General features: G+C 71.6%; 27 protein-coding genes. 5 read left to right on the top strand and 22 right to left on the bottom strand.

Annotated elements, in window-relative coordinates:
- Positions 1-4: 4 nt before the first annotated feature.
- The 4 genes from dprA to Dfulv_RS07830 are packed head-to-tail and all read right to left on the bottom strand — an operon-like array spanning position 5 to position 4,069.
- Positions 5-1,201, bottom strand: coding sequence for a DNA-processing protein DprA (dprA, locus tag Dfulv_RS07845; protein WP_259861977.1), 1,197 nt, complete (start codon positions 1,199-1,201; stop codon positions 5-7).
- Entirely contained in the window at positions 1,198-2,706 is a 1,509-nt protein-coding gene (locus Dfulv_RS07840) for a YifB family Mg chelatase-like AAA ATPase (RefSeq protein ID WP_259861976.1), read from the bottom strand. Before Dfulv_RS07840 ends, dprA begins: the two co-directional genes overlap by 4 nt.
- Complete coding sequence (locus Dfulv_RS07835) at positions 2,706-3,077, bottom strand: YraN family protein (protein WP_259861975.1); 372 nt, start codon at positions 3,075-3,077, stop codon at positions 2,706-2,708. Before Dfulv_RS07835 ends, Dfulv_RS07840 begins: the two co-directional genes overlap by 1 nt.
- Before the next feature lie 47 nt (positions 3,078-3,124).
- On the bottom strand, positions 3,125-4,069 hold the full coding sequence (locus tag Dfulv_RS07830) for a bifunctional helix-turn-helix transcriptional regulator/GNAT family N-acetyltransferase (protein WP_259861974.1): 945 nt from the start codon (positions 4,067-4,069) through the stop codon (positions 3,125-3,127).
- Between the two features lie 106 nt (positions 4,070-4,175).
- On the opposite strand from Dfulv_RS07830, the gene Dfulv_RS07825 reads away from it, so the two are divergent.
- Genes Dfulv_RS07825 through Dfulv_RS07810 form a run of 4 tightly spaced genes read left to right on the top strand, consistent with a single transcriptional unit; the run spans position 4,176 to position 6,874 of the window.
- Positions 4,176-4,433 (top strand): ACT domain-containing protein, encoded by a 258-nt coding sequence (locus Dfulv_RS07825; protein ID WP_259861973.1) that lies wholly within the window; start codon positions 4,176-4,178, stop codon positions 4,431-4,433.
- Positions 4,430-4,786, top strand: coding sequence for a hypothetical protein (locus Dfulv_RS07820; protein ID WP_259861972.1), 357 nt, complete (start codon positions 4,430-4,432; stop codon positions 4,784-4,786). The genes Dfulv_RS07825 and Dfulv_RS07820 overlap by 4 nt, the downstream gene beginning before the upstream one ends.
- A 47-nt stretch (positions 4,787-4,833) precedes the next feature.
- Positions 4,834-5,721 (top strand): tyrosine recombinase XerC, encoded by an 888-nt coding sequence (locus Dfulv_RS07815; protein WP_259867519.1) that lies wholly within the window; start codon positions 4,834-4,836, stop codon positions 5,719-5,721.
- Positions 5,696-6,874 carry an aminotransferase class V-fold PLP-dependent enzyme gene (locus Dfulv_RS07810; RefSeq protein WP_259861970.1) on the top strand — a complete coding sequence of 393 codons (1,179 nt, stop codon included), beginning with the start codon at positions 5,696-5,698 and terminating at the stop codon, positions 6,872-6,874. The genes Dfulv_RS07815 and Dfulv_RS07810 overlap by 26 nt, the downstream gene beginning before the upstream one ends.
- Here Dfulv_RS07810 and Dfulv_RS07805 read toward each other — a convergent pair.
- Positions 6,867-7,382 carry a murein hydrolase activator EnvC family protein gene (locus tag Dfulv_RS07805; RefSeq protein WP_259861969.1) on the bottom strand — a complete coding sequence of 172 codons (516 nt, stop codon included), beginning with the start codon at positions 7,380-7,382 and terminating at the stop codon, positions 6,867-6,869. The two genes, Dfulv_RS07810 and Dfulv_RS07805, sit on opposite strands and share 8 nt — an antisense overlap.
- Before the next feature lie 100 nt (positions 7,383-7,482).
- Between Dfulv_RS07805 and Dfulv_RS07800 the strand changes: the two genes are divergently transcribed.
- Positions 7,483-7,668 carry a hypothetical protein gene (locus Dfulv_RS07800; protein WP_259861968.1) on the top strand — a complete coding sequence of 62 codons (186 nt, stop codon included), beginning with the start codon at positions 7,483-7,485 and terminating at the stop codon, positions 7,666-7,668.
- 30 nt (positions 7,669-7,698) lie between these two features.
- Here Dfulv_RS07800 and Dfulv_RS07795 read toward each other — a convergent pair whose 3' ends face one another.
- From Dfulv_RS07795 to Dfulv_RS07715, 17 genes are all read right to left on the bottom strand, one after another.
- Positions 7,699-8,019: a DUF2469 domain-containing protein gene (locus Dfulv_RS07795; RefSeq protein ID WP_259861967.1), complete on the bottom strand. Its 321-nt coding sequence runs from the start codon at positions 8,017-8,019 to the stop codon at positions 7,699-7,701.
- A complete protein-coding gene (locus tag Dfulv_RS07790) occupies positions 8,016-8,762 on the bottom strand; it encodes a ribonuclease HII (protein ID WP_259867515.1) in 747 nt (248 codons plus the stop codon). The genes Dfulv_RS07795 and Dfulv_RS07790 overlap by 4 nt, the downstream gene beginning before the upstream one ends.
- Positions 8,763-8,764: 2 nt before the next feature.
- Positions 8,765-9,223, bottom strand: coding sequence for an NUDIX hydrolase (locus Dfulv_RS07785; RefSeq protein WP_259861966.1), 459 nt, complete (start codon positions 9,221-9,223; stop codon positions 8,765-8,767).
- 21 nt (positions 9,224-9,244) lie between these two features.
- Positions 9,245-9,886: a signal peptidase I gene (gene lepB, locus Dfulv_RS07780; RefSeq protein ID WP_259861965.1), complete on the bottom strand. Its 642-nt coding sequence runs from the start codon at positions 9,884-9,886 to the stop codon at positions 9,245-9,247.
- Between the two features lie 18 nt (positions 9,887-9,904).
- Positions 9,905-10,729, bottom strand: a complete 825-nt coding sequence (lepB, locus tag Dfulv_RS07775; protein WP_259867512.1) for a signal peptidase I — start codon at positions 10,727-10,729, stop codon at positions 9,905-9,907.
- Between the two features lie 607 nt (positions 10,730-11,336).
- Positions 11,337-11,696 carry a 50S ribosomal protein L19 gene (gene rplS / locus Dfulv_RS07770; RefSeq protein WP_259861964.1) on the bottom strand — a complete coding sequence of 120 codons (360 nt, stop codon included), beginning with the start codon at positions 11,694-11,696 and terminating at the stop codon, positions 11,337-11,339.
- A gap of 131 nt (positions 11,697-11,827) precedes the next feature.
- Positions 11,828-12,532 carry a tRNA (guanosine(37)-N1)-methyltransferase TrmD gene (trmD, locus tag Dfulv_RS07765; RefSeq protein ID WP_319805773.1) on the bottom strand — a complete coding sequence of 235 codons (705 nt, stop codon included), beginning with the start codon at positions 12,530-12,532 and terminating at the stop codon, positions 11,828-11,830.
- Positions 12,529-13,077, bottom strand: coding sequence for a ribosome maturation factor RimM (rimM, locus tag Dfulv_RS07760; RefSeq protein ID WP_259867509.1), 549 nt, complete (start codon positions 13,075-13,077; stop codon positions 12,529-12,531). Before rimM ends, trmD begins: the two co-directional genes overlap by 4 nt.
- 8 nt (positions 13,078-13,085) lie before the next feature.
- On the bottom strand, positions 13,086-13,343 hold the full coding sequence (locus Dfulv_RS07755; protein ID WP_033357826.1) for an RNA-binding protein: 258 nt from the start codon (positions 13,341-13,343) through the stop codon (positions 13,086-13,088).
- Positions 13,318-13,779: a 30S ribosomal protein S16 gene (rpsP, locus tag Dfulv_RS07750; RefSeq protein WP_259861963.1), complete on the bottom strand. Its 462-nt coding sequence runs from the start codon at positions 13,777-13,779 to the stop codon at positions 13,318-13,320. Before rpsP ends, Dfulv_RS07755 begins: the two co-directional genes overlap by 26 nt.
- Positions 13,780-13,954: 175 nt before the next feature.
- Positions 13,955-14,578, bottom strand: a complete 624-nt coding sequence (locus tag Dfulv_RS07745; protein ID WP_259867506.1) for a DUF402 domain-containing protein — start codon at positions 14,576-14,578, stop codon at positions 13,955-13,957.
- A 29-nt stretch (positions 14,579-14,607) separates the two neighbouring features.
- A complete protein-coding gene (locus Dfulv_RS07740; RefSeq protein WP_259861961.1) occupies positions 14,608-15,258 on the bottom strand; it encodes a DUF402 domain-containing protein in 651 nt (216 codons plus the stop codon).
- A gap of 44 nt (positions 15,259-15,302) precedes the next feature.
- Complete coding sequence (locus tag Dfulv_RS07735) at positions 15,303-16,400, bottom strand: amidohydrolase family protein (protein ID WP_259861960.1); 1,098 nt, start codon at positions 16,398-16,400, stop codon at positions 15,303-15,305.
- Positions 16,384-17,922, bottom strand: a complete 1,539-nt coding sequence (gene ffh / locus Dfulv_RS07730; protein WP_259861959.1) for a signal recognition particle protein — start codon at positions 17,920-17,922, stop codon at positions 16,384-16,386. Before ffh ends, Dfulv_RS07735 begins: the two co-directional genes overlap by 17 nt.
- Positions 17,923-17,990: 68 nt before the next feature.
- The gene (locus Dfulv_RS07725; protein WP_259861957.1) at positions 17,991-20,246 is read right to left on the bottom strand and encodes a [protein-PII] uridylyltransferase; all 2,256 of its coding nucleotides are present in this window, start codon (positions 20,244-20,246) and stop codon (positions 17,991-17,993) included.
- A 27-nt stretch (positions 20,247-20,273) separates the two neighbouring features.
- Positions 20,274-20,612: a P-II family nitrogen regulator gene (locus Dfulv_RS07720; protein WP_190249674.1), complete on the bottom strand. Its 339-nt coding sequence runs from the start codon at positions 20,610-20,612 to the stop codon at positions 20,274-20,276.
- A 27-nt stretch (positions 20,613-20,639) separates the two neighbouring features.
- The gene (locus Dfulv_RS07715; protein ID WP_259861956.1) at positions 20,640-22,025 is read right to left on the bottom strand and encodes an ammonium transporter; all 1,386 of its coding nucleotides are present in this window, start codon (positions 22,023-22,025) and stop codon (positions 20,640-20,642) included.
- Between the last annotated feature and the right edge of the window lie 83 nt (positions 22,026-22,108).

Below are 22,108 nucleotides of genomic sequence, written 5' to 3'. Positions count from 1 at the left end.
CATCTCACTCCTCCTCCGGGGACCTGGGCCCGGGTGGGCGGCGGGCCAACCGGTAGCCGGCCTCGGTGGACACCACGAAGCCGAGCTCTTCGAGGAGGGGCAGGTTGCGCCGGGCGTCGCGGCCACTCACCCCGGCGACCGCCGCGATCTCCTCGGCCGGCCGGGGCAGCCTGGGCCGCACCGCGTCGAGGATGCGGGCCTGCAGCGCGTCAAGTGCGTCCTCGGGCCGGCCGGCGCCCTGGATCGGGTCGGCGAGCTCCCCGACCTGACCGATCTCCTCGATGATCTCCTCGACGCGGGTGACCGGCACCGTGCCCTGCACCCGTAGCTCGATGTGGCAGCCGACCGACATGGCCGACGTGATCGGGCCGGGCACGACCATCGGGGAACGGTGCAGAAGCCGCGCATAACCCAGCGTGCTGCGTGCCCCGCTGCGCGAGCCGGCCTCGACCACCACCGTGCCCCGTGTGGCGGCGGCGATGACCCGGTTGCGGGTCAGGAACCGGGTCTTGTGCGGGTGGGTGCCCGGCGGCCACTCGGTCAGCACCAGGCCCTCGTCGGCGATCCGCTCCAGCACGCCCGCGTTGGCCGCCGGATAGCTGCGGTCGATCCCGCAGGCGAGCACCGCCGTCGTGAGCCCGCCCGCGGCCAGCGCGCCGCGGTGGGCGGTCACGTCGACGCCGAGCGCTCCCCCGGACACGACCGTCCACCCCTTCTCGGCCAGGCCGAAGGCGAACTCCGAGGCGACGAACTCGCCATAGCTGGTCACCGCCCGGGCGCCGACCACCGACACCGCACGCTCCAGGGCGTCGATCAGCCGGGGCGCGCCGCGGACCCACAGGCACATCGGCGGGTCGGTGTCGCGGCGCAGCATGCTGCCCTCCCGGCTGGCGAGAACCAGGTCGTCGAGTGCGGCCGGCCACTCGTCGTCGGCGGCCGTGACGATCCGGGCGCCGAGCTGGTCGGCACGGGTGGTCATCTGCTCCACGAGGTCGGCGGCCGCCTCCACGGTGCGCCGCACGCCGGCCGCCTCCAGCCGGGCACGAACCGCCCCGGCCAGCGCGGGGGTGACGGCGTGCCCGGCGATCACGCAGGACAGTGCCTCCGTTGCGCCGACCTCACGGACGAGGAGGCCGAGCTCACGGCTGCCCGGCTCAACGAGGAACCCGAGCGCCATGCGGGCGAGCCGGTCGTCACTCATCGCATCCTCCGCGACCGCATCTGCAGCGCCTCCCGGACGTCACCGGCGTCCGGTGTGGACCGCCCGTCGATGTCCGCCGCGGTCCAGGCCACCCGGAGCACACGGTCGAACCCGCGCGCCGACAGGCGGCCCTGGTCCATGGCCTGCCGCAGTGGCTGGAGGATCGGCGCCGGAAGGCGGAACCGGCGATGGCGCAGCAGCGCACTCGGCACCTCGCCGTTGGAGCGGGCGTGCGGCGTCCACCGCTCGACCGCCGCCGCGCGGGCCCGGAGCACGCGGGCCGCCACCGCCTTCGACGGCTCGGCGTCCTCGGTGCCGAAAAGCGCGGCGGAACGGACCGGATCGAGGTCCACCTGGAGGTCGACCCGGTCCATCAGCGGACCGGAGAGTCGCGCCAGATAGCGCCGGCGCACGAGCGACGGGCACTGGCACGACTGCTGCTCGCGGGCGCACGGGCACGGGTTGGCGGCCATGACGAGTTGGGTGCGGGCCGGAAAGACCGTCTCGCCGTATGCGCGGCGCAGGCGCACCACGCCCTCCTCGAGCGGCTGCCGGAGCGCGTCGAGTGCGCCGGGGGCGAACTCCGCGCACTCGTCGAGGAACAGCACACCGTGGTGGGCCAGGCTGATCGCGCCCGGCTTGGCAAGGCCCGAGCCACCGCCGACGAGGGCCGCGACCGAGGCCGTGTGGTGCGGGGCCTGCAGTGGCGGGCGACGGACGAACGGGTTGCCCTGCGGCAGCGTCCCGGCGACAGAGTGCAGGGCCGTCGCCTCGATGGCCTCCTGGTCGCCGAGTTGCGGCAGGATGCCCGGCAGGCGCTGGGCGAGCATCGTCTTGCCTGCGCCGGGTGGTCCGAACATGGCGATGTGGTGGCGGCCGGCGGCGGCCAGCTCGATGACCCGTCGGCCGCGCTCCTGGCCGAGGACGTCGGCGAGGTCGAGGGAGGCCGGCTCGGGCAGCGCCGGTGGTGTGCCGGGGTCGGGCAGGCGCTCCGAGCCGTGGAGGTAGCCGATGAGCCGACCGAGGCTGTCGGAGGCGCGGACCTCGATGTCGGGGACCAGCCGCGCCTCGGCGGCGTTGCCGACCGGCACGACGGCCGAGCCGACCCCGGCCCGGCTGGCGGCGAGGACCGCGGGCAGCACACCGCGGACCGGACGCAGCGTCCCGTCCAGGCCGAGCTCGCCGAGCACCACCGCGTCGACGACACGGCCGATCGGCAGGCCGGCGCCGGCGGCGAGGACCGCGACGGCCATCGCGAGGTCGAAGCCGGAGCCGTGCTTGCGGATGTGGGCGGGCAGGAGGTTGACGGTGATGCGCTGCTGGGGCCAGCTGGCGCCCGAGTTGTGGACGGCGGCCCGGATCCGGTCGCGGGCCTCGCTCAGGGCGGCGTCGGGCAGGCCGGACACGATCAGGCTGGGCAGGCCGGGTGCGACGTCGGCCTCCACGACGATGACCTCGCCGACAACACCGTGCAGCGCGACGGAGCGAACCTTCGCGTAGCCCATCAGAGTGCTCCGCGCAGGTGCTGCACCGCGGCCGTCCGGCCCAGGAAGACGCTGATCACGTCGAAGCGGACGTCGCGGTAGCCGGCGCCGTTGGCCGCGAGCCACTGCGTGGCCAGCTTGCGGAGGCGGCGGGCCTTGCTGGGGACGATCGCCTCGGCCGGCCCGCCGAACCGCGTGCTGCGGCGCGTCTTGACCTCCACGAACACGATGTCGTCGCCGTCCCGGGCGATCAGGTCGAGCTCGCCGCGGATCTCGCGGACGCCGGCCGGGCCGCGCCAGTTGCGGTCGAGGATGACCAGGCCCTGAGACATGAGATATCGACCGGCGAGGCGCTCGCCATAGCCGCCGACGAGCTGGTTGTGGTGGGTCATGCGGCGACTGTGCCGGAACGGGGCGGGTGGGCGCGGGCCCGTGGAGATCAAACTGTGGACAACGGGGTGCTTGTGGACAACGGGCGCTTCCAGTGCTGGTGGACCAGGTCCTGGCCGTAGGCGGGTTTGCGCTCCTCGCTGTCGAGCACGAAACCCGCCCGCTGGTAGATGCGCCGGGCGTCGGCGAGGACGTCGTGGGTGAAGAGGACCATCTCGCGGTAACCCGCCCGGGTGGCGAACCGCACGCACTCGTCGACCAGGCGGCTTCCGACACCCAGTCCACGGGCCTCCCGGTCGACGAACAGCAGCCGGAGCTTGGCCGTCTCCGCCGACTCGCGCACGCAGAAGATCGACCCGACCGGCACGTCGTCGACCTCGGCGATCCAGGCGTGCTCGCGGCGCGGATCGTGGGACTCGGCGTAGTCCGCGACGATGCGGGCGACCATCGCCTCGAAGGTATCGTCCCACCCGTACTCCCCGGCGTAGAGGACGCCGTGCCGCTGGACCACCCAGCCGAGGTCGCCGGGGCCGAGCGGGCGCAGGACGACCGTCCGCGGCGCCGGCGCGCCACCCAGGATGGACTCGATCGTGCCCATCGCGCCGGCGAGCCGCCGCTGGTCGGTCTCGCTGACGGTGGACAGCAGGTCGTGCACCTGCGTGTCCGAGCGGGCACCCAGGTCGGCGGCCGCGGCGCGGCCCGCCTCCAGCAGCCGGATGCGTTGCCGGCGCGCGTCCGTGTCGGAACGCTCGCGGACCGCCAGTCCGTCGGCCTCGAAGCGGCCGAGGATCCGGCTGAGGTATCCCGCGTCTATGTCGAGCCGCTGCCGCAGGTCGGCGACGTCCAGCGTGGCGGGCGCGTTGGCCAGCTCGAACAGGACCCGGCCCTCGGCGAGCGAGAACGGCGAGTCGCGCAGCCCGGCACGCAGGACACCGATCAGGTTCGTGTAGAAGCGGCTGAACTGCCGCACCGCCGCAACCGTGTCGATAGTCATGATTGACATCGTCATGCGATTACTTGACTTCGTCAACGATTAATCGGAAAGCCGTGGGACGTGGCGTCGTAACTGCCCGGAAACGCCCGGTGGTCAGGCTTGCCCCATGTCGCTACGTCAGCTGATCGTGCAACTGCCCGACCGGCCCGGCTCACTCGGTCAGGTCACCACGCTGCTGGGCCGTCTCGGCGTGGACATCCGGCAGATGCGGGTGCTGAGCCGGGACGGTCAGGTGGCGACGGACGAGTTCACCGTGAGTGTGCCCGGCGTCGTGATCGACCGGTCGCTACCCGCCCTGCTCGAAGAGATCCAGGGCGTTCGGGTCCTGGACGTGTCGATAGCGGCCGCTATCGTGGAGCTATGACAGGGCCCGCTGACAAACTCGTCGCACTGCTCGAGACCCTGCCGCCGGAGAGCCGGCAGGAGATCACCGTCTGGCTGCTGGGCCGCACCGGCCCCACCGGGCACTCGGAGCTGCTCGCCAGCCCCGAGCTGCGCGGACGGGCGCTGATCGGCACGCCTGAGCTGCGGCCGGTCCAGTTGCAGGCCCTCGGTGGCGCGCTGCCCGTCGGCGAGGAGAGCCAGCTGGTGACGTTTCGGCTGCCCACGGACCGGCACGCAGAGCTGCGGGCCTGGTGCGCCGAGCACGGGTTCACGATGGCCGCCGTCGTGCGCGGCCTGATCGAGCGGTTCCTCGAAGAGCAGCAGCGCCGGTGACCGCGCCGAAGGCCGTACAGGAGCTGCATGCCGCCCTGCCGGAGGCCATGCGCGAGGCGGTCGACGAGTTCGCCCGCCATCTCGCCGCCGAGCGCAACCGCTCGGTCCACACGGTCCGCGCCTATGTCGGCGATGTCGTGTCGCTGCTTGACCACGCCGCCCGCGGCGGTGCCGCCCGGCCGGCCGAGCTGACGCTCCCCGTCCTGCGTGGATGGCTCGCCCGGCGCAGGGCCGCCGGCCACGCGCGGACGAGCCTGGCCCGGCACGCGGCCGCCGCCCGGACCTTCACCGCGTGGGCACACCGCGAAGGGCTGACCGAGACCGATCCCGGGCAACGGCTGGCCAGTCCGAAGGCCCACCGCGACCTGCCGACCGTGCTGCGCGCGGACCAGGCCGAGGCGCTCGTCACCGCGGCCAACGCCCGGCCCGACGCGGTCGGACTCCGCGACCGCCTCGTCCTGGAGCTGCTCTACGCCACCGGCATCCGCGTCAGCGAGCTGTGCGGGCTCGACCTGGGTGACGTCGACCGGATGCGCCGCGTCGTGCGGGTGGTCGGCAAGGGCGACAAGGAGCGTGCCGTGCCCTACGGTCTGCCGGCCGACCAGGCGCTCACCGCGTGGCTGCGGCACGGCCGCCCGGCCCTCGCGAACGAGCGCAGCGGCAACGCGCTGGTGCTCGGTGCGCGGGGTGCCCGGCTGCAGGCGACGGCGGCGCGGCGGCTCGTCGACGGATACGCCCGCGCGGCGGGCCTGCCCCACACGTCACCGCACGATCTGCGCCACTCCGCCGCGACGCACCTGCTGGAGGGCGGCGCCGACCTGCGCTCGGTGCAGGAACTGCTCGGACACGCCTCCCTGTCGAGCACGCAGATCTACACTCATGTGTCGATCGAGCGATTGCGTGCCGCATATGAACAAGCCCATCCCCGCGCCTGACGCACCGCAGCCGATTCCCGGCGCGCGGCTGCTGTTCTCCAACGACGCGTCCGTGGCGCAGCTCAACCACGGGTCGTTCGGGATGGTGCCGATCGCCGTGCAACGTGCCCAGCAGCGGCTCCGCGACGAGATGGAAGCCAATCCGCACCGCTTCTTCAGCGTCGGCCTGGAGGAGCGGATCACCCACGTCCGCCGGCACCTGGCGACCTTCGTCGGGGCCGACCCGGACGGCAGCGCGCTCGTCAACAACGCCAGCACGGGCACGTCGATCGTGCTGTCCAGCCTCGGCCTCGCCGCCGACGACGAGATCGTCACCACGGACCACGGCTACGGCGCTGTGGATCTCGCGGTCGACGAGATCTGCCGGCGCACCGGTGCGGTCCATCGGGTCGCGCCCGTGCCGCTGGTGGCCGACGACGCCACTGTGACGGCGGCGGTGCTGGCCGCGATCACGCCGCGCACCCGGCTGGTGATCGTCGACCTGATCACCGCCGCCACCGCCCAGGTGTTTCCGGTCAGGCGGATCATCGAGGCTGTGCGAGCCGCGCACGGCGAGCGGGTCGCGATCCACATCGACGCCGCGCACGGCCCGGGACTGCTCGACGAGCCGGTCCGCGAGCTCGACGCCGACTTCTGGGTGGGCAACCTCCACAAGTGGGCCTACGCGCCCCGCGGCACGGCCCTGCTGGCCGTGGCACCCGCCTGGCGCGCCCGAATCCGCCCGCTGGTGCTCTCCTGGTCGACGGAGGCCGGCTTCCCGGCGAGCCTCGAGTGGCTCGGCGCCCATGACTACACCCCCTGGCTGGCCGCGCCGACCGGGCTCTTCGTGCTCCGGTCGCTGGGCCTCGAGACCGTTCGGCGGCACAACACGGCCCTTGCTGAGCACGGCCGGCGCCTCGTCGCCGACGCCCTCGGCGTCGAGGTGCTCCCGGCGACCGGGCTGCCGATGACGCTGGTGCCACTGCCCCCGGGTGTCGCCGCCGACCTGACGTCGGCGGTCGCGCTGCGGCGGCGGATCTCCGACGAGCTGAGCGCCGAGGTCGGGCTGGCGGCGTGGCACGGACGCGGATATCTGCGGCTGTCGGCCCAGGTGTACAACCGCGTGGACGACTTCCAGCGCCTCGCCGACGGCCTGCCGAAGCTCATCAGGTGAGCGGCAGCAGCCGGACCCGGCCGCGGCGCAGGAGGCTCAGCGGGTCGAGGTAGGTGTCGCCGGCGCGCAGGCCCCAGTGCAGGCAGGCCGCCGCGGGACAGCCCGGATGGCCGGCATGCAGAGCACCGAGCGGCGTGCCGGCGGCGACCACGGTGCCGGCCCGCACGGCCGGGTCGACCGGCTCATAGGTGGTCCGCAGGCCGCCGGGGTGGTCGACGCTGATGACGGACCGCCCGGCGACCGGTCCGGCGAACGCGACGACACCGGGACCCGCGCTCAGCACCTGCGCCCCGGGCGTCCCGGCCAGGTCGACGCCACGATGGCCCGCGGCATAGGGATCGGGCGGCGACTCGAACCGCCGGGTGACGGAGAGAGGACCGGCCATGGGTGACCGGAACACGGCCGGGGAAGGTGCCGCCACGGCCGGCAGGCCGCCGGGAAGACCGGGAAGACAGGACGCGGCCGCGACAGCGACGATGACAAGGAGCCTGAGCGGAAGCCTCAACACGCCGCGCAGCCTCGCCGAACCGGCCCGGCCCCGGCAACCGCCACCGGCCCGAACTGTGGACGACACGGGCCTTGTGGACAAGTGTGCGACCATCGGTCACATGAACGCCGTGAAGATCCTGCTGGCCACCGCCGCGCTCATCCTCGTCGGGATCGTCGCCTGGTGGCTGATCAAAATGCTGTTCGGCGCCGTCTTCTACCTGATCGTCGGCGCGCTGGTGGTCGGCGGCGGCTGGTATCTCTACAACAAGATCAAGCGCACCGATCCATGGCGGGTCCGGCGCTGACGCGCACAGGACCCGCCGCCGGCACGGGGCTCAGCTGCCGAAGCCGTTGTCCGGCAGCGCGATGTCGGGCTTCTCCAGCTCCTCGACGTTGACGTCCTTGAAGGTCATCACACGGACGTTCTTCACGAAGCGGGCCGGACGGTACATGTCCCAGACCCAGGCGTCGTGCATCTCGACCTCGAAGTAGACCTCGCCGTCCGAGTTGCGCACGTGCAGGTCGACCTGATTGGCCAGGTAGAACCGGCGCTCGGTCTCCACCACGTAGGAGAACTGGCGGACGATGTCGCGATACTCCCGGTAGAGCTGGAGTTCCATCTCGGTTTCGTACTTCTCGAGATCTTCGGCGCTCATCGCGGTCCGCCTTCCATAGCCACATTGTCGCCCACTTGCGCCGGCACCCGTGCGGCCTCGCCGGGCGCCACGCCGACGTTACCGCGCCTTTGGCCCGGCCGCTCTACCGCTGCCACGTTCGCATATGAGAAACGATGCTCGGCGCACGGCCCGTGCGCCGCAAGTGCCGCCGTGTGATCCGGCGTCGAATAGCCTTTGTGCTCGTTGAAGCCGTATTGCGGGTACGTCGTGTGCAGCTCCTGCATGATCCGGTCCCGGGTGACCTTCGCCACCACGCTGGCCGCGGCTACGCAGGCGGCGACCTGGTCGCCCTTCCACACCGCCAGGCCCGGCGCCCCGAGACCGTCGACACGGAAGCCGTCGGTCAGCACGTAGTCGGGCCGCACCGCCAGCCCGGCGAACGCGCGGCGCATCCCGGCCAGGTTGCACACGTGCAGGCCGCGGCGGTCGATGTCACCGGGCGGGATCACGACCACGGACCACGCCTCGGCCCGGGCGACAACCTCGTCGTAGATCCGGTCGCGGGCGGCGGGCGTCAGCAGCTTCGAGTCGTTGAGCTCCTCGATCTCGCCGCGCCGGCCCTGCGGCAGCACGACCGCGGCGACCACGAGCGGCCCGGCGCAGGCGCCCCGTCCCGCCTCGTCGGCCCCGGCGACCCGGTCGAAGCCTCGGCGCTGCAACGCCCGCTCCAGTGCCCACAGGCCGGCGGCACGGTGCACGACGGTGCGCGGTGGCGCGAGCATCGTCACCCCACCTCCCGCAGCAGCGCGACGAGGTCCTCCGGGTAGTACCGCTCCGAGGTGGCCGTCAGCTCATCGATCGACCACCATCGACCTATGTCTATGCTGCCGATCTCATACTCGCCCAAATGCGTCAAATCAACTTCAAATGCAAGCGTACGCACCACGAAGAAGGACTGCTCCTGCGTATACCACTGGCCGTCGAACGGAAAGCGGACCACGTCGCTACGCACCGGACCCTCCAGATCGGCCGCCGCGACGCGCAGCCCGGTCTCCTCGAAGGTCTCGCGGATCGCCGCCTCGACCAGGGTCTCCCCCGGCTCCAGCCCGCCGCCCACCGTGAACCAGTACTGGTGGGATGGACGAGCCGGATCGCAGCCGTGCAGCAGCAGCACGCGCCCCGCCGGATCGAGCAGGAGCACCCGAGCCGCCCAGCGGTCGGTGAGCCCCACTCCTTCCGTCATAGCGACGAGCCTACGGCGTCGTCACCCGGTGGCTGGATTCGGCACCTTCTCGAAGGTGTCCGGGACGCTGAGCCATTTTGCTCTGGAGAAGGGCCAGAAGACCACAAACGCCCGCCCGACGACGTTGTCCTCGGCGATGGTGGCCTGGTTCGGATCCTTGGAGCGGATGAAGTTGTACCTCGAATCGCCCGACCGCGACCGGTGGTCACCCATCACCCACAGGCGACCCTTCGGCACCGTGACGTCGAACTGCTCCTCGCTCGGCAGGTCCTGCAGCCCGTCCGGGTTCGTATAGACATACGTCTCGTCGAGCGGCGTGCCGTTGATCGTGATCCGCTGCTTGTCGTCGCAGCACACGACGTGGTCCCCGCCGACCGCGATGACCCGCTTGATGAAGTCCTCTTCCGACGGGTCGTTGCGCCAGGAGTTCGGCGCCTCGAAGACGATGACCTCGCCCCGGTGCGGCGAGCGGAAGTCGTAGACCAGCTTGTTGACCAGCACGCGGTCCTTGATCAGCAGCGTGTTCTCCATCGACTCGGAGGGGATGTAGAACGTCTGGAGAACGAAGGCCCGCACCACGACGGCGACGATGATCGCCACGCCCAGCAACACCGGCAACTCGCGCCAAAAGCTACTGGGCTTCTTGGTCTGCTCGTCAATCACGCACTGAAGGGTACGTGTTCATCTCCATCGGCGGCGCCTCAACCGCACCTGACGCGCCGAACGGGTCGAAACCGTGAGAGACATCGCCAGCGGGGCAATCACCATATCCGGAATCAATGGGATCCGCGGCGTCCGGGTGAGGTGCGGGCCGGGCGGACCGGCCGGTCCCGCGGCGCTCTTCGGCACGTTCTTGAACGTGTCCGGCACGGGCAGCCACCCCCACCGGCTGCTCGGCCAGAGGATCACGAAGGCCCGGCCGATGACGTTTTCGATCGGCACCTGGCCCTGGCAGCGCGAGTCCTGCGACACGCCCCGGTGGTCGCCCATCACGAACATCTGGCCGGGCTCGACCTTGACCGGATCGAAGCGGCGTGCGGTGCACTGCCTCGGGTTGGGCACGGCGTCGAGCGGCGAGTCCTCGTAGACATACGACGACTCGTCGAGCGGATAGCCGTTGACCGTCACCCGGCCCTGCACGTCGCAGCACGCGACCGTGTCGCCGGGCAGTCCGATCACCCGCTTGATGAAGTCCTTCTCGCCCGGCTGGGAGAATCCCACGAGATCGCCGACCGTCCGCCCCAGCTCCGCGAAGAAGCCGGCGTCCTTGTCGATCTGGTTCTCCGGCGCCCAGTTGGGCGGTCCCTGAAAGACGACGACCTCGCCGCGCTCGGGCTCGCGGACGTCGTAGAGGACCTTGTTGACCAGGACCCGGTCGCCGACGAGAAGGGTCTCCTCCATCGAGCCCGACGGGATGAAAAACGCCTGGACGAGGAATGTGCGGATCAGGACGGCAAGGCAGAACGCCACGATGAGCAGCAGGGGCAGTTCCTGCCACAGCGGCATGTTCTTGCGCTTCTTACGGACCTTGCTGCGCCACGACGGGACCGAGCTGTCCTCGTCGTCGTAGCCGCCCCGGGAGCGCGCGGCGCCGCGGCCACGGTCGTAGCTGCGCTCGTAACCACGATCGTCGTGGTCGCGCTGGTGGCCGCCGCGGTCGGCATAGCCGTCGTCGAAGGCCCGGTCACGCACCAGTGGCGGCTCGTCGCGGTCCCACCGGCCACGGCTGCCGTAGGGATCGTCATATCCGCGGCCGGCGTTCCACCCGGCGCGGTCGTCGTCACGGCTCCAGCCGCCGTCGTAGCGGCGCTGATCCTGGCCCTCGGGCTGCTGCCCACCGGCGCCCCAGTAGTCGTGGCCGGGGTATTGCACGCCGCCGAAGCCACGCTTCCCACGCTCCCCGCCCTCCTGGTCAAGGGGGCGTTGACGTGGGTATGTGTCATCGCCGCGATCGTCGTAACCATCGCGGCCGTAGGGGTCGCTTGCCATCGGCGTCAGCCTAGATGCACAAGACCACTTTGGGGAGTCCGATCCCGCTTGACCGAAAACGCCATTCCCGGACACGGCTCAGGGAGGGTGCGCATCGCGCCCCTCCCTGAGGACAACCGTGCGGTCAGCTGCTGACCTTGGTCTCGCGCTTCTCCTTGATCTTCGCCTTCTTGCCACGAAGGTCGCGGAGGTAGTAGAGCTTGGCGCGGCGCACGTCGCCCCGGGTCACGACCTCGATCCGGTCGACGGCCGGGCTGTTGACCGGGTAGGTGCGCTCGACGCCGACGCCGAAGCTCACCTTGCGGACCGAGAAGGTCTCCCGCAGGCCCGCACCCTGGCGACGGATCACGACGCCCTGGAAGATCTGGACCCGGGACCGGTTGCCCTCGACGACCCGGGCGTGCACCTTGACGGTGTCGCCGGCGCGGAAGCTCGGGATATCGGTCCGCACCGACTGTGCGTCCAGCGCGTCCAGCGTGTTCATCGCGGCTGTTCCTCGTCACTCAAGGCACGCCCGATTTCGCGGCGCGCGAGGGTTAGGGTGATCATGGGCGCGCGGGCTTTCCGCCCGCGGCAACCTCACTACTTTGCCACATCGACACCGCGAACCTGAAATCAGGCCCCTTGATCGGGACGTTCCAGGGCGGCGATCAGGTCCGGCCGGCGCTCGGCTGTGCGCTGAAGTGCCTGTTCACGGCGCCAGCGGGCGATCTTTCCGTGGTCACCCGAGCGGAGGATCTCCGGCACGTCCAGCCCTCGCCAGCTTGGCGGCTTGGTGTACATCGGAGCCTCCAGCACGCCGTCGGCATGGGACTCCTCGACCAGCGAGTCGGCATTGCCGAGGACGCCGGGCAGCAGACGGGTGACCGCCTCCAGGACAACCAGCACGGCGACCTCGCCACCGAAGAGCACGTAGTCGCCGAGTGAGATCTCGCTCACCCGCATGCGGGAGGCGGCGTGGTCGAGGACGCGCTGGTCGATGCCCTCGTACCGCCCGCAGGCGAACATCAGGTGGGCGTCACCGGCGAGCGCCCGGGCAGTTGCCTGGCTGAACGGGGTGCCCGCCGGGCTCGGGACGATCAGGTGCGTCTCCGGCCCGGCGAGGGCGTCGAGGGCCTCGCCCCACGGCCCGGGGCGCATGACCATGCCGGGACCGCCGCCGTACGGCGTGTCGTCGACCGTGCGGTGCACGTCGTGCGTCCACGTGCGCAGGTCGTGCACGGTGAGGTCGAGCGTGCCGGCCGCCCGGGCCTTGCCGATCAACGACAGGTCGAGCGGGGCGAGGTAGTTCGGGAAGATGGTGACGACGTCGACCCTCATAGGTCGAAGAGGCCTTCCGGCGGAGTGATCACAATGCGGCCGCCGGGCACGTCAACCTGCGGGACGATCTCGCGGACGAACGGCACCAGCCCGGTCCGGCCGTCGGTCAGCCGCACGACGAGCAGGTCGTGCGCCGGCGCATGGTCGATGCGGACCAGCTCACCGACCCGCTCACCGTCGGCGTCGACGACGCTCAGGCCCACCAGCTCGTGGTCGTTGAACTCGTCCGGATCATCGCTGGGCGGGATGTCGGCGCTGTCGACGCACAGCAGGACGCCCCGCATGTCCTCGGCGAGGTTGCGGTCGTAGATGCCCTCGAAGACGATGAGCAGGCGCCCCTGGTGGGGCCGCACCGACTCGACGGTCACGGTCGCCGGGGGCCGCCAGGCACCGGCGGGAACAGTCTGCAGATGCCGGACCGCCGTCGAGTCGGTCGCGAGGACCGACCCGACGGCGAAACGATCTGACGGCTCATCCGTGCGAATGTCGACCACGACCTCGCCACGGACGCCGTGCGCGCGGATGATCTGGCCGACGACAAGCAGCATGCCGCTCAGTATGCGTCCACGATCTCGACGCGCACGCCCCTGCCACCGATCGACGTGATGACCTGCCGCAGCGCCTTCGCGGTGCGGCCGCCCCGGCCGATCACCGTGCCGAGGTCCTCCGGGTTGACCCGGACCTCGAGACGCTGCCCACGCCGGGAGTCGACCATGCGGACGCGGACGTCGTCAGGGTTGTCGACGATGCCCTTGACCAGGTGCTCCAGCGCGGGACGCAGCACGTCAGGCCTCCGCGCCGGCGCCGGCACCGCTCTGCTCCTCCGCCTGCGCGGCCGGAGCCTCGGCCTCGGCCTTCTTCTTCGGCTCGGCGGCCTTCTTCGCCTTCGGCGCGTCGGCCAGGCCGGCGGCGGCCTGCGCCTCCGCCTCGTAGGCCGCACGACGGTCCGGCGCAGCCGCGCGGACCTTCAGCGGCTCGGCCGGGGCGGGCAGACCCTTGAACTTCTGCCAGTCGCCGGTCTTGGACAGGATCGCCTGCACGGGCTCGCTCGGCTGGGCGCCGACGGAGAGCCAGTGCTGGACGCGCTCGGAGTTGACCTCGATGCGCGAGGGCTCCTCCTTCGGGTGGTAGAGCCCGACGAACTCGATAACCCGACCGTCACGCTTGGTGCGCGAGTCGGCGACGACGATGCGGTACTGCGGGTTGCGGATCTTGCCCATCCGCAGGAGCCGGATCTTGACGGCCACTTGGTTGCTCGCTCCTGGATCTGTTGGAAGCCGAGCGACCGTCCGGACACCGTGGGGATGGCGCCGTCGGCAGCTCTGTTGGACTGGCACGACACCGGGTTAGAGGGCTCGGACGCGCACCGTATACCAACAGAACATTGTGCCAGACCGGCTACCGAGCGCAAAAACCAGGGGTTCACTGGAGCGGCGGGCGGTCCCAGCCGGGCTCCAGCGTCGGCAGCTCCCACCCGGGCGGCGGCATGAAGTCGATCCACGTGCCGTCGAACGGGAACAACCCCGCTTCGATCTCCTTCACGACGCGTTCACCCTCGGCTCGCACGGCCGCCTCGTCCTTCACCCAGTAGTGCTCGGGGAGCGCGAGCCGCTCCAGGAACTCCTCCTCGTCCTTCCAGTTCCACGAGCGATCGGGCGCCACCTGGATGTCGAGGTCCTCGTCGGTGACGTCGACCCCGGAGGTGCCGTTCTCGTCGCTCCAGCGGATCGCCGGGCGCTCCAGGTTGACATACCACCCGGTGAACTCGTCGGCGTCGTTGCGGAACCACCACACCGAGTGCGCCGGGTCGCCGGGCCGGTGCAGCTTCAGCACGCCGGGACCGCTCCAGGTGCTGTGTTTCAGGCTGGTGCCGCGCGTCACGAACTCCGCGAACGGCATCGTGCGCATTCCCCGGCCGTCGCCGGAGACCTCGTTGACCACCGGCGTGCCGCGTGCGATCCACAACAGCAGGCCCCGCTCGTCGTCGGAGACCACGCGGGCCGGGCGCACCCAGCCGATCCGGCCCAGCCGCACGTTGCGGTGCATGATCGCCTGGCCGGGTGTGAAAACGACGCTCAACCGCGCTCCCTCGGTCGGTCCCAGCCCTCCGCGACGGGCTCGGGGATGGTCCAGTCGGCCGGCGGCCGGAAATCGGTCCACGTGCCGTCGAACGGCCAGGCGCCGGCCTCGATCGCCGGCACGACGGCCCGGCCCTGTGCCCAGACCGCGTCCGGATCGTCGACCCAGTAGGCGTCGGGATAGGCCAGGCGCTCCTCGAGCTCGTCGGCGTCCTTCCAGCCCCAGCGGCGGTCCGGCCAGATCCAGATGTCGAGGTCCTGGTCGGTCAGGTCGATGCCGGCGACCTCGCCGTCGTCCCAGGTGACGGACGGTTCCTCGAGGTTGACGTACCACGCCCGGAAGCCGCCCTTCGGGTCGAAGAGCCACCAGACCGAATACGCGGCGCCGCGAGGATTGAACTTGAGACAGCTCGGCCCGCGGTACACATCCTGGATGATCTTCTTCGGGGTCTCGATCCAGTCGGCGAACGGCATGTCGCGCGGTCCCGCGCCGTCGACCGTGACCTCACGGATGAGCGGACTGCCGGTGGCGAGCCAGAGGCGCGTGCCCTGCTCGTCGTCGGAGACCACCCGCGTCAGGGGCGCCCAGACCAACGTGTCACGAGTGAAGTGCCGGTGCAGGACCGGTCTTCCGGGACGCAGCGGCACGGATCCAGCGTACGCGATCCGGCCAACCGGCCGGCCGCCGTCGTTCAGCGCACCACCCGGCCGCGCAGCACGATGCGCTCCGGGCGGAGCAGTGTGGTCAGGTCGGTGCGCGGGTCCTCGGCGTAGACGACCAGGTCGGCCAGGCCGCCCTCGACCAGGCCCGGGAAGCCCAGCCACGCGCGGGCGCCCCAGGAGCCGGCGCGCAGGACGTCGAGCGGGGACAGGCCGGCTTCGCGGTGCAGCAGGAGCATCTCCTCGGCGGCCAGGCCGTGGTTGATGCCGCCGCCCGCGTCGCTGCCGACGTAGATCGGCACGCCGGCCTCGTGCGCCGCGCGCACCACCGACGGGAAGCGGTCCCGCAGGGCGAGCATGTGGCGGGCGTACCCCGGGAACTTGCCCTCGGCCTGCGCCGCGATCCCGCCGAACGTGGCGACGTTGATCATCGTCGGGACCAGGGCGGTGCCGCGGCGGGCCATCTCGGCGATGTCGTCCTCCGCGAGGCCGGTGCCGTGCTCAACCGAGTCGACCCCGGCGCGCACCAGGGCGGCGACCGACTCCTCGGCGAACGTGTGCACCGCGACCCGCGCGCCTGCGGCGTGCGCGGCCTTGACGGCGCCCGCCATGGCGGTGAGGTCCCACGCCGGGGCGAGGTCGCCGACACCGCGGTCGATCCAGTCGCCGACCAGCTTGACCCAGCCGCTGCCGGCGGCGGCCTGCCGGGTGATCTCACCGGCCAGGTCCGCCTCACCCACCTCGACGCCGATGTCGCGCAGATACCGCTTGGGCGGTGCGACGTGCCGACCGGCCCGCACCAGGCGCGGCACGTCGGGGTCGTCGTCGAGCGATTCGTACGGAATCGGGGACCCCGCGTCGCGGATCGCCAGCACCCCGGCGTCGCGGTCGACGACCGCCAGCGAGCGGGCCTCGCCGACCCCGGCGGCGGGCCGGCCGCCCGGCGCGATGCCGAGGTGGCAGTGCGCGTCGACCAGACCCGGCAGGATGAACCCCGCGTCGGCGACCGTCACCGCCGACGGGACCGGCTCGAAGGTCACCCGGTCCCCGACCAGCCACAGGTCGACGGTCGTGTCCTCGGGCAGCAGCACGCCCCGGACATGCAGCGCGGGCTCAGGACTCCTTGTCACGCTTCATCAGCTTTGAGAAGTCGAGCTTCGGCGGCCGGAACCCCTGCGGCGTGCCGGCGGCGTTGGGGTCGAACTGCGACGGGTCGAGGCCCGGCGGGAGCTGCGGCATCATCGGCATGCCACCACCGATGCGCGGCTGGCGCGCGTTGCCGCCCTTGGTGCCCTTGCGCTTGTTCTTCGGCGACTTCGTCGCCTTGCGCCGGGCGCCGGGCAGGCCCATCATGCCGCCCATCTGCTTCATCATCTTCTGCGCGTCGGCGAAGCGGCTGAGCAGCTGGTTGACGTCGGTGACGCTGGTGCCCGAGCCGTTGGCGATGCGGACCCGGCGCGACGCGTTGAGGATCTTCGGGTTGACCCGCTCCTTGGGCGTCATCGACCGGATGATCGCGACGACCCGGTCGAAGTGCTTGTCGTCGAGCTCCGCGAGCTGGTCCTTCATCTGCCCCATGCCCGGCATCATGGCCAGCACGTTGGCGATCGGGCCCATCCGGCGCACCGCCTGGAGCTGCTCGAGGAAGTCCTCGAGCGTGAACGACTCGCCGCCCATGAGCTTGGCGGCCATCCGCTCCTTCTCGTCGTCGGCGAACGCCTGCTCGGCCTGCTCGATGAGGGTGAGCACGTCGCCCATGCCGAGGATGCGCGAGGCCATCCGGTCGGGGTGGAAGACGTCGAAGTCCTCGAGCTTCTCACCGGTCGACGCGAAGATGATCGGCTGGCCGGTGACGTGGCGCACCGACAGCGCCGCGCCACCGCGGGCGTCGCCGTCGAGCTTGGACAGCACCACGCCGGAGATGCCGACGCCGTCACGGAAGGCCTCGGCGGTCGCGACCGCGTCCTGACCGACCATCGCGTCGATGACGAACAGCACCTCGTCGGGGTCGACGGCGTCGCGGATGTTCGCGGCCTGCTGCATCATCTCGGTGTCGATGCCGAGCCGGCCGGCGGTGTCGACGATCACGATGTCGCGCATCTGCCGCCGGGCGTGCTCGATCGACTCGCGGGCCACGGCGACCGGATCGCCGACGCCGTTGCCGGGCTGCGGCGCGTAGACCTCGACCCCGGCCCGGCCGCCGAGCACCTGGAGCTGGTTGACCGCGTTGGGGCGCTGGAGGTCGGCGGCGACGAGCAGCGGCTGATGACCCTGCGCCTTGAGCCACCGGGCCAGCTTGCCGGCGAGGGTCGTCTTGCCGGAGCCCTGGAGGCCGGCAAGCATGATCACGGTCGGCGGGTTCTTGGCGAACTGCAGCCGCCGGGCCTCGCCACCGAGCGTCGCCACGAGCTCCTCGTGGACGATCTTGATGACCTGCTGGGCCGGGTTGAGCGCCTGCGACACCTCGGCACCGCGCGCACGCTCCTTGAGCCGGGCGATGAACGCCTTGACCACGGGCAGCGCGACATCGGCCTCGAGCAGCGCCAGCCGGATCTCCCGCGCGGTGGCGTCGACATCGGCGTCGGTGAGCCGCCCCTTGCTCCGCAGCTTCGTGAAGATGCCGGAGAGCCGGTCACTCAAGGTGTCAAACACGACGGATCCGTCCTCGGGTGTAGGAGTCCCTTGAAGGGTACGCGACCGCCGGCGGGGCGGCGCGACCGTCAGGACGGCGTCGCGGCCTGCACGACGGCTGCCTCGACGCGGGCCCGGGCGTCCGCCTCCCAGGTGCCCGCCAGGTAGAACGCGTCGACCACGTCACCGCCGAGCGTGGAGATGCGCGTCGAGCGCACGTCGGCGCCGACGTCCTCCAGCGCGCTGGCCACCCGGAAAAGCAGGCCCGGCGTGTCGGTGGCGCGCAGTTCGAGCACCGTCGCGTCGGTGGCCGCGCTGGCCGGCTGCCAGACGACGCGGGGCGGTGCGGCGGTGCTGCGCCGGGCGGACCGCTCCCGGGCCGCCAGCCGCTCGGCCACCGGCAGGTCGCCGGTGACGGCCCGGCGCAGGTCGCTGACGACAGCGTCCCGGTCGGGCTCTCCGCCGTACCGAGGCTGTACCGCGCACACCATGCGCGCCACCCCGTCGAGGGTCACCGTGTCGGCCGTCACCACGTCGAGCCGGTGCAGCGAGAGGCACCCGGCCACGGCCGCGAGCAGGCCACGACGGTCCCGTGCGGTCACCGACACGGAATCCGCCTCGAGGTGTACGTCCGGAAGCCGCGCCGGCACCGGCAGCGCGGCGGCCGGCGAGGGTGGCGGCTCGACCACACCGGTGTCGAGGGCCCGCTCGACGTGGCGGACCAGGTCGGCGATGAGCCGGCCCTTCCAGTCCGACCAGGCGGCGGGCCCGGTCGCGGCCGCGTCGGCGCGGGCCAGGGCGTGCAGGAGCGCGAGTGTCGAGGCGTCGCCGACGGCTTCCGCCACGGTGGCGATCGTCTGCGGGTCGGACAGGTCCCGCCGGGTCGCGGTGTCGGGCAGCAGCAGGTGCAGCCGGACCACCTTTTGGATCTGCTCGACCTCGGCGGGGCTCAGGCCGAGGCGGGTGGCGATGCCGGCCGCGATCGGCGCGCCGACGATGCTGTGGTCGCCGGGCAGGCCCTTGCCGACGTCGTGCAGCAGGCCGCAGAGCACCAGCAGGTCGGGGCGGTCGACGTCGCGGGACAGCCGGGCGGCCTGCCGGGCGGTCTCGACCAGGTGCCGGTCGACCGTGAACAGGTGCACCGGGTTGTGCTGCGGCAGGCTGCGCACCCGGGCCCACTCGGGCAGCCAGTTCACGACCAGGCCGTACCGGTCGCAGGCCTCCCAGACCTCGATCATGGACGGACCGCTGCCGAGCAGCGTGAACAGGGCGTCACGGGCCGGTGCGGGCCACGGCTGGGGCATCGGGGCGGCGAACCCGCCGAGCCACTCCAGCGTGGCGTGCGCGATCGGCAGCTCGGCCCGGGCGGCGGCCGCGGCGACCCGCAGCGGCAGGGTCGGCTCGGGGCGCGGGGTGACCGCGGTCCGGGCCAGCACGACCTCGCCGTGCTGCTCGACGACGTCGCGGGCCAGCGGCCGGCGCTCGGTGTGACCGCGGGTGCTCGGCGCCGCCCAGCGCTCGACCGCGCGCCAGGCGTCGTCACTCGCGTAGGCGATGGTCCGCGCGGCCTCGGCGATGCGCCGCAGCACCTCGTCGCGGTCGCCCAGGTCGAGCAGCTCCGCGACCTCGTCACGGTCCTGCGCCAGGAGCCGGTCGACCCGCCGGCCGCGCACGGCGTGCAGGGTGTCACGGACGTCGAGCAGGGTGCGGTGTGCGCCGCGGACCGCCGGGCGGGGCCCGTCGGCGACCCCGGCGAAGCCGATGCCGCGCAGCACCCCGAAGTCGCGCAGGCCGCCGCGCGACTCCTTGACGTCACCCTCCAGGAGGAACGCCAGCTCGCCGTGGGCCTTCCAGCGGTCCTGGGTGAGCCGCCGCAGGACGGGCAGCAGCTGACGGGCCTCGCGCCGCCACTGGGCGACGGCGTTCTGGTGCAGCCGGTCGAGCAGGCCGCTGTCTCCGGCGACGAGCCGTGCGTCGAGCAGCCCCATGGCGACCTTGAGGTCCTCGCGGGCCAGCGTGAGCGCCTGCTCCGGGCTGCGGGTGGAGTGGTCGAGGGCGAACTTCGCGTCCCAGATCTGGTACCAGATGTGCGTCCCCAGCTCGCCCGCCGCCGACTCGGCCGCGGCGCCGCCGGAGTGCAGCAGGACCAGGTCGAGGTCGCTGCGCGGGGCGCACTCGCGGCGCCCGAGGCCGCCGACGGCGACCAGCGCGAAGCCGTCGGCGCCGCCGCCCGCCTCGGCGTAGACCTTCGCGAGCCAGCCGTCGAGCGCGGCGGAGCGCTCGGCACGCGCGGCGGCGCCCGCTCCGGTGGACAGTACCGGAACGGGCGCCATCGGTTGTGTCATGTGATTCAGAGTAGGGATCGCAGCGGCTTACAGGGCGTCGAGCCCGCGCTCGCCGGTGCGGACCCGGACCACCTCGTCGACCGAGGTGACCCAGACCTTGCCATCACCGATCTTGCCGGTGCGGGCGGCGGTCACGATGGCGTCCACGACCTTCTCGAAGTCGAGCTCGTCGGTGACGATCTCGACCCGGATCTTCGGGACGAACTCCACCGTGTACTCCGCACCGCGGTAGACCTCGGTGTGGCCCTTCTGACGTCCGTATCCCTGAACCTCGCTCACGGTCAGGCCGGCCACGCCCAGTGCGTGGAGTGCCTCTTTCACCGCGTCGAGCTGGTACGGCTTGATGACCGCGGTCACCAGCTTCATGCCCATTCCCTCCGACATCCCTCGACGCTATCCGGCTACCTTTTCGGACGCCGGCGCTTCGGCCGGCGCTGCTGCTGCCTTGCTCGTTCCCACGCCCGCCATCGCGAACGCGCCGCCGCTGCCGCCGCCCGACGGAGTCAGGTCGTAACCGCTCTCCGCGTGCTCGGCGATGTCGATGCCCTCGACCTCGGCCTCGGCGCTGACCCGGAAGCCGATCGTCTTCTGGATCACGAAGGCCAGGAGGAAGGCGATCGCGAACGAGTAGACCGTCACGATAGCGCTGGCAGCGGCCTGCCCGGCGAGCTGGCCCGCGCCACCGCCCATGAAGAGACCTGCCTTGGCGCCGACCACGTCGGTGATCGCCGAGTTGAGGTCGGGGTTGGCGAAGAAGCCGAGCCACAGGGAGCCGATCCAGCCGCCGACGAAGTGGACACCGACCACGTCGAGCGAGTCGTCGAAGCCGAAGCGGTACTTGAGGCTGACCGCCAGGGCGCAGACGATGCCGGCGACGAGACCGAGGAGGACGGCCGCCCACGAGTCGATGAAACCACAGGCCGGGGTGATCGCGACCAGGCCGGCGATCGCGCCGGAGGAAGCGCCGACGAGGGTCGGCTTCCGGTCACGGATCCACTCGACGATGATCCAGCCGAGCACCGCGGCGGCGGTCGCGACCTGCGTGTTGACGAAGGCCAGGCCGGTGACGCCGTCGACGGTCAGCTCCGAGCCGGCGTTGAAGCCGAACCAGCCGAACCACAGCAGGCCGGCGCCGAGGGCGACGAACGGCACGTTGTGCGGCTTCATGCTCTCGCGCGGCCAGCCGATGCGCTTGCCGAGGACGAGCGCCACGCCGAGGGCCGCCGCACCGGCGTTGATGTGGACGGCGGTACCACCGGCGAAGTCGAGCGGGTGGAGCTTCTGCGCGATCCAGCCGCCGCCCCACACGTTGTGGGCGACGGGGAAGTAGACGAGGGTGGCCCAGCCGAACGCGAACAGCAGCCAGCCGCCGAACTTGGCCCGGTCGGAGATCGCGCCGCTGATCAGGGCGACCGTGATGACGGCGAACGTCATCTGGAACACCATGAAGACGTACGTCGGGATGCCGATGCCGCTCGGGTTCTCGGCGGTGGCGCCCCAGAACTGGTCGAGGTACGTTTTTGTGCCGAAGTACTGGCCGAGGTCACCGAACAGGCCGCCGGCGGAGTCCGAGCCGAACGCGGCCGAGAAGCCGTAGAACAACCACAGGACGCTGACGAGCCCGATCGTCGAGAAGCTCATCATCATCATGTTGAGAACGCCCTTGGAGCGGTTCAGGCCACCGTAGAACAGCGCCAGACCGGGCGTCATGAGCAGCACGAGCGCTGTCGACACCAGCAACCATGCGGTGTTGCCGGTATCGATGGTCGCTTCAGGCACGCTGGCCTCCTAGTAGTCGAGATCCTCCCTCCCGACCTTCGAGGCAGCACTGCCCTTCAGCCGGTTGCGCGAGAGCTTTCATG

This window comes from Dactylosporangium fulvum (assembly GCF_025137375.1).
Lineage (GTDB): Bacteria > Actinomycetota > Actinomycetes > Mycobacteriales > Micromonosporaceae > Dactylosporangium > Dactylosporangium fulvum.
This window is presented reverse-complemented; position numbering and strand designations above follow the sequence as displayed.

Excerpts from the sequence above, each read along its gene's own strand:
- Dfulv_RS07800 (WP_259861968.1), top strand. The coding sequence starts at position 7,483 with ATGAACGCCGTGAAGATCCTGCTGGCCACCGCCGCGCTCATCCTCGTC.
- Dfulv_RS07785 (WP_259861966.1), bottom strand. The coding sequence starts at position 9,223 with ATGACGGAAGGAGTGGGGCTCACCGACCGCTGGGCGGCTCGGGTGCTC.
- Dfulv_RS07790 (WP_259867515.1), bottom strand. The coding sequence starts at position 8,762 with ATGCTCGCGCCACCGCGCACCGTCGTGCACCGTGCCGCCGGCCTGTGG.
- rplS (WP_259861964.1), bottom strand. The coding sequence starts at position 11,696 with ATGAACACGCTGGACGCGCTGGACGCACAGTCGGTGCGGACCGATATC.
- Dfulv_RS07825 (WP_259861973.1), top strand. The coding sequence starts at position 4,176 with ATGTCGCTACGTCAGCTGATCGTGCAACTGCCCGACCGGCCCGGCTCA.
- Dfulv_RS07820 (WP_259861972.1), top strand. The coding sequence starts at position 4,430 with ATGACAGGGCCCGCTGACAAACTCGTCGCACTGCTCGAGACCCTGCCG.
- Dfulv_RS07810 (WP_259861970.1), top strand. The coding sequence starts at position 5,696 with ATGAACAAGCCCATCCCCGCGCCTGACGCACCGCAGCCGATTCCCGGC.
- Dfulv_RS07720 (WP_190249674.1), bottom strand. The coding sequence starts at position 20,612 with ATGAAGCTGGTGACCGCGGTCATCAAGCCGTACCAGCTCGACGCGGTG.
- Dfulv_RS07830 (WP_259861974.1), bottom strand. The coding sequence starts at position 4,069 with ATGACTATCGACACGGTTGCGGCGGTGCGGCAGTTCAGCCGCTTCTAC.
- Dfulv_RS07835 (WP_259861975.1), bottom strand. The coding sequence starts at position 3,077 with ATGACCCACCACAACCAGCTCGTCGGCGGCTATGGCGAGCGCCTCGCC.
- Dfulv_RS07745 (WP_259867506.1), bottom strand. The coding sequence starts at position 14,578 with ATGCACCGCAACGTGCGGCTGGGCCGGATCGGCTGGGTGCGCCCGGCC.
- lepB (WP_259867512.1), bottom strand. The coding sequence starts at position 10,729 with ATGCCGCTGTGGCAGGAACTGCCCCTGCTGCTCATCGTGGCGTTCTGC.
- Dfulv_RS07725 (WP_259861957.1), bottom strand. The coding sequence starts at position 20,246 with ATGACACAACCGATGGCGCCCGTTCCGGTACTGTCCACCGGAGCGGGC.
- Dfulv_RS07840 (WP_259861976.1), bottom strand. The coding sequence starts at position 2,706 with ATGGGCTACGCGAAGGTTCGCTCCGTCGCGCTGCACGGTGTTGTCGGC.
- dprA (WP_259861977.1), bottom strand. The coding sequence starts at position 1,201 with ATGAGTGACGACCGGCTCGCCCGCATGGCGCTCGGGTTCCTCGTTGAG.
- trmD (WP_319805773.1), bottom strand. The coding sequence starts at position 12,532 with ATGAGGGTCGACGTCGTCACCATCTTCCCGAACTACCTCGCCCCGCTC.
- Dfulv_RS07795 (WP_259861967.1), bottom strand. The coding sequence starts at position 8,019 with ATGAGCGCCGAAGATCTCGAGAAGTACGAAACCGAGATGGAACTCCAG.
- Dfulv_RS07815 (WP_259867519.1), top strand. The coding sequence starts at position 4,834 with ATGCGCGAGGCGGTCGACGAGTTCGCCCGCCATCTCGCCGCCGAGCGC.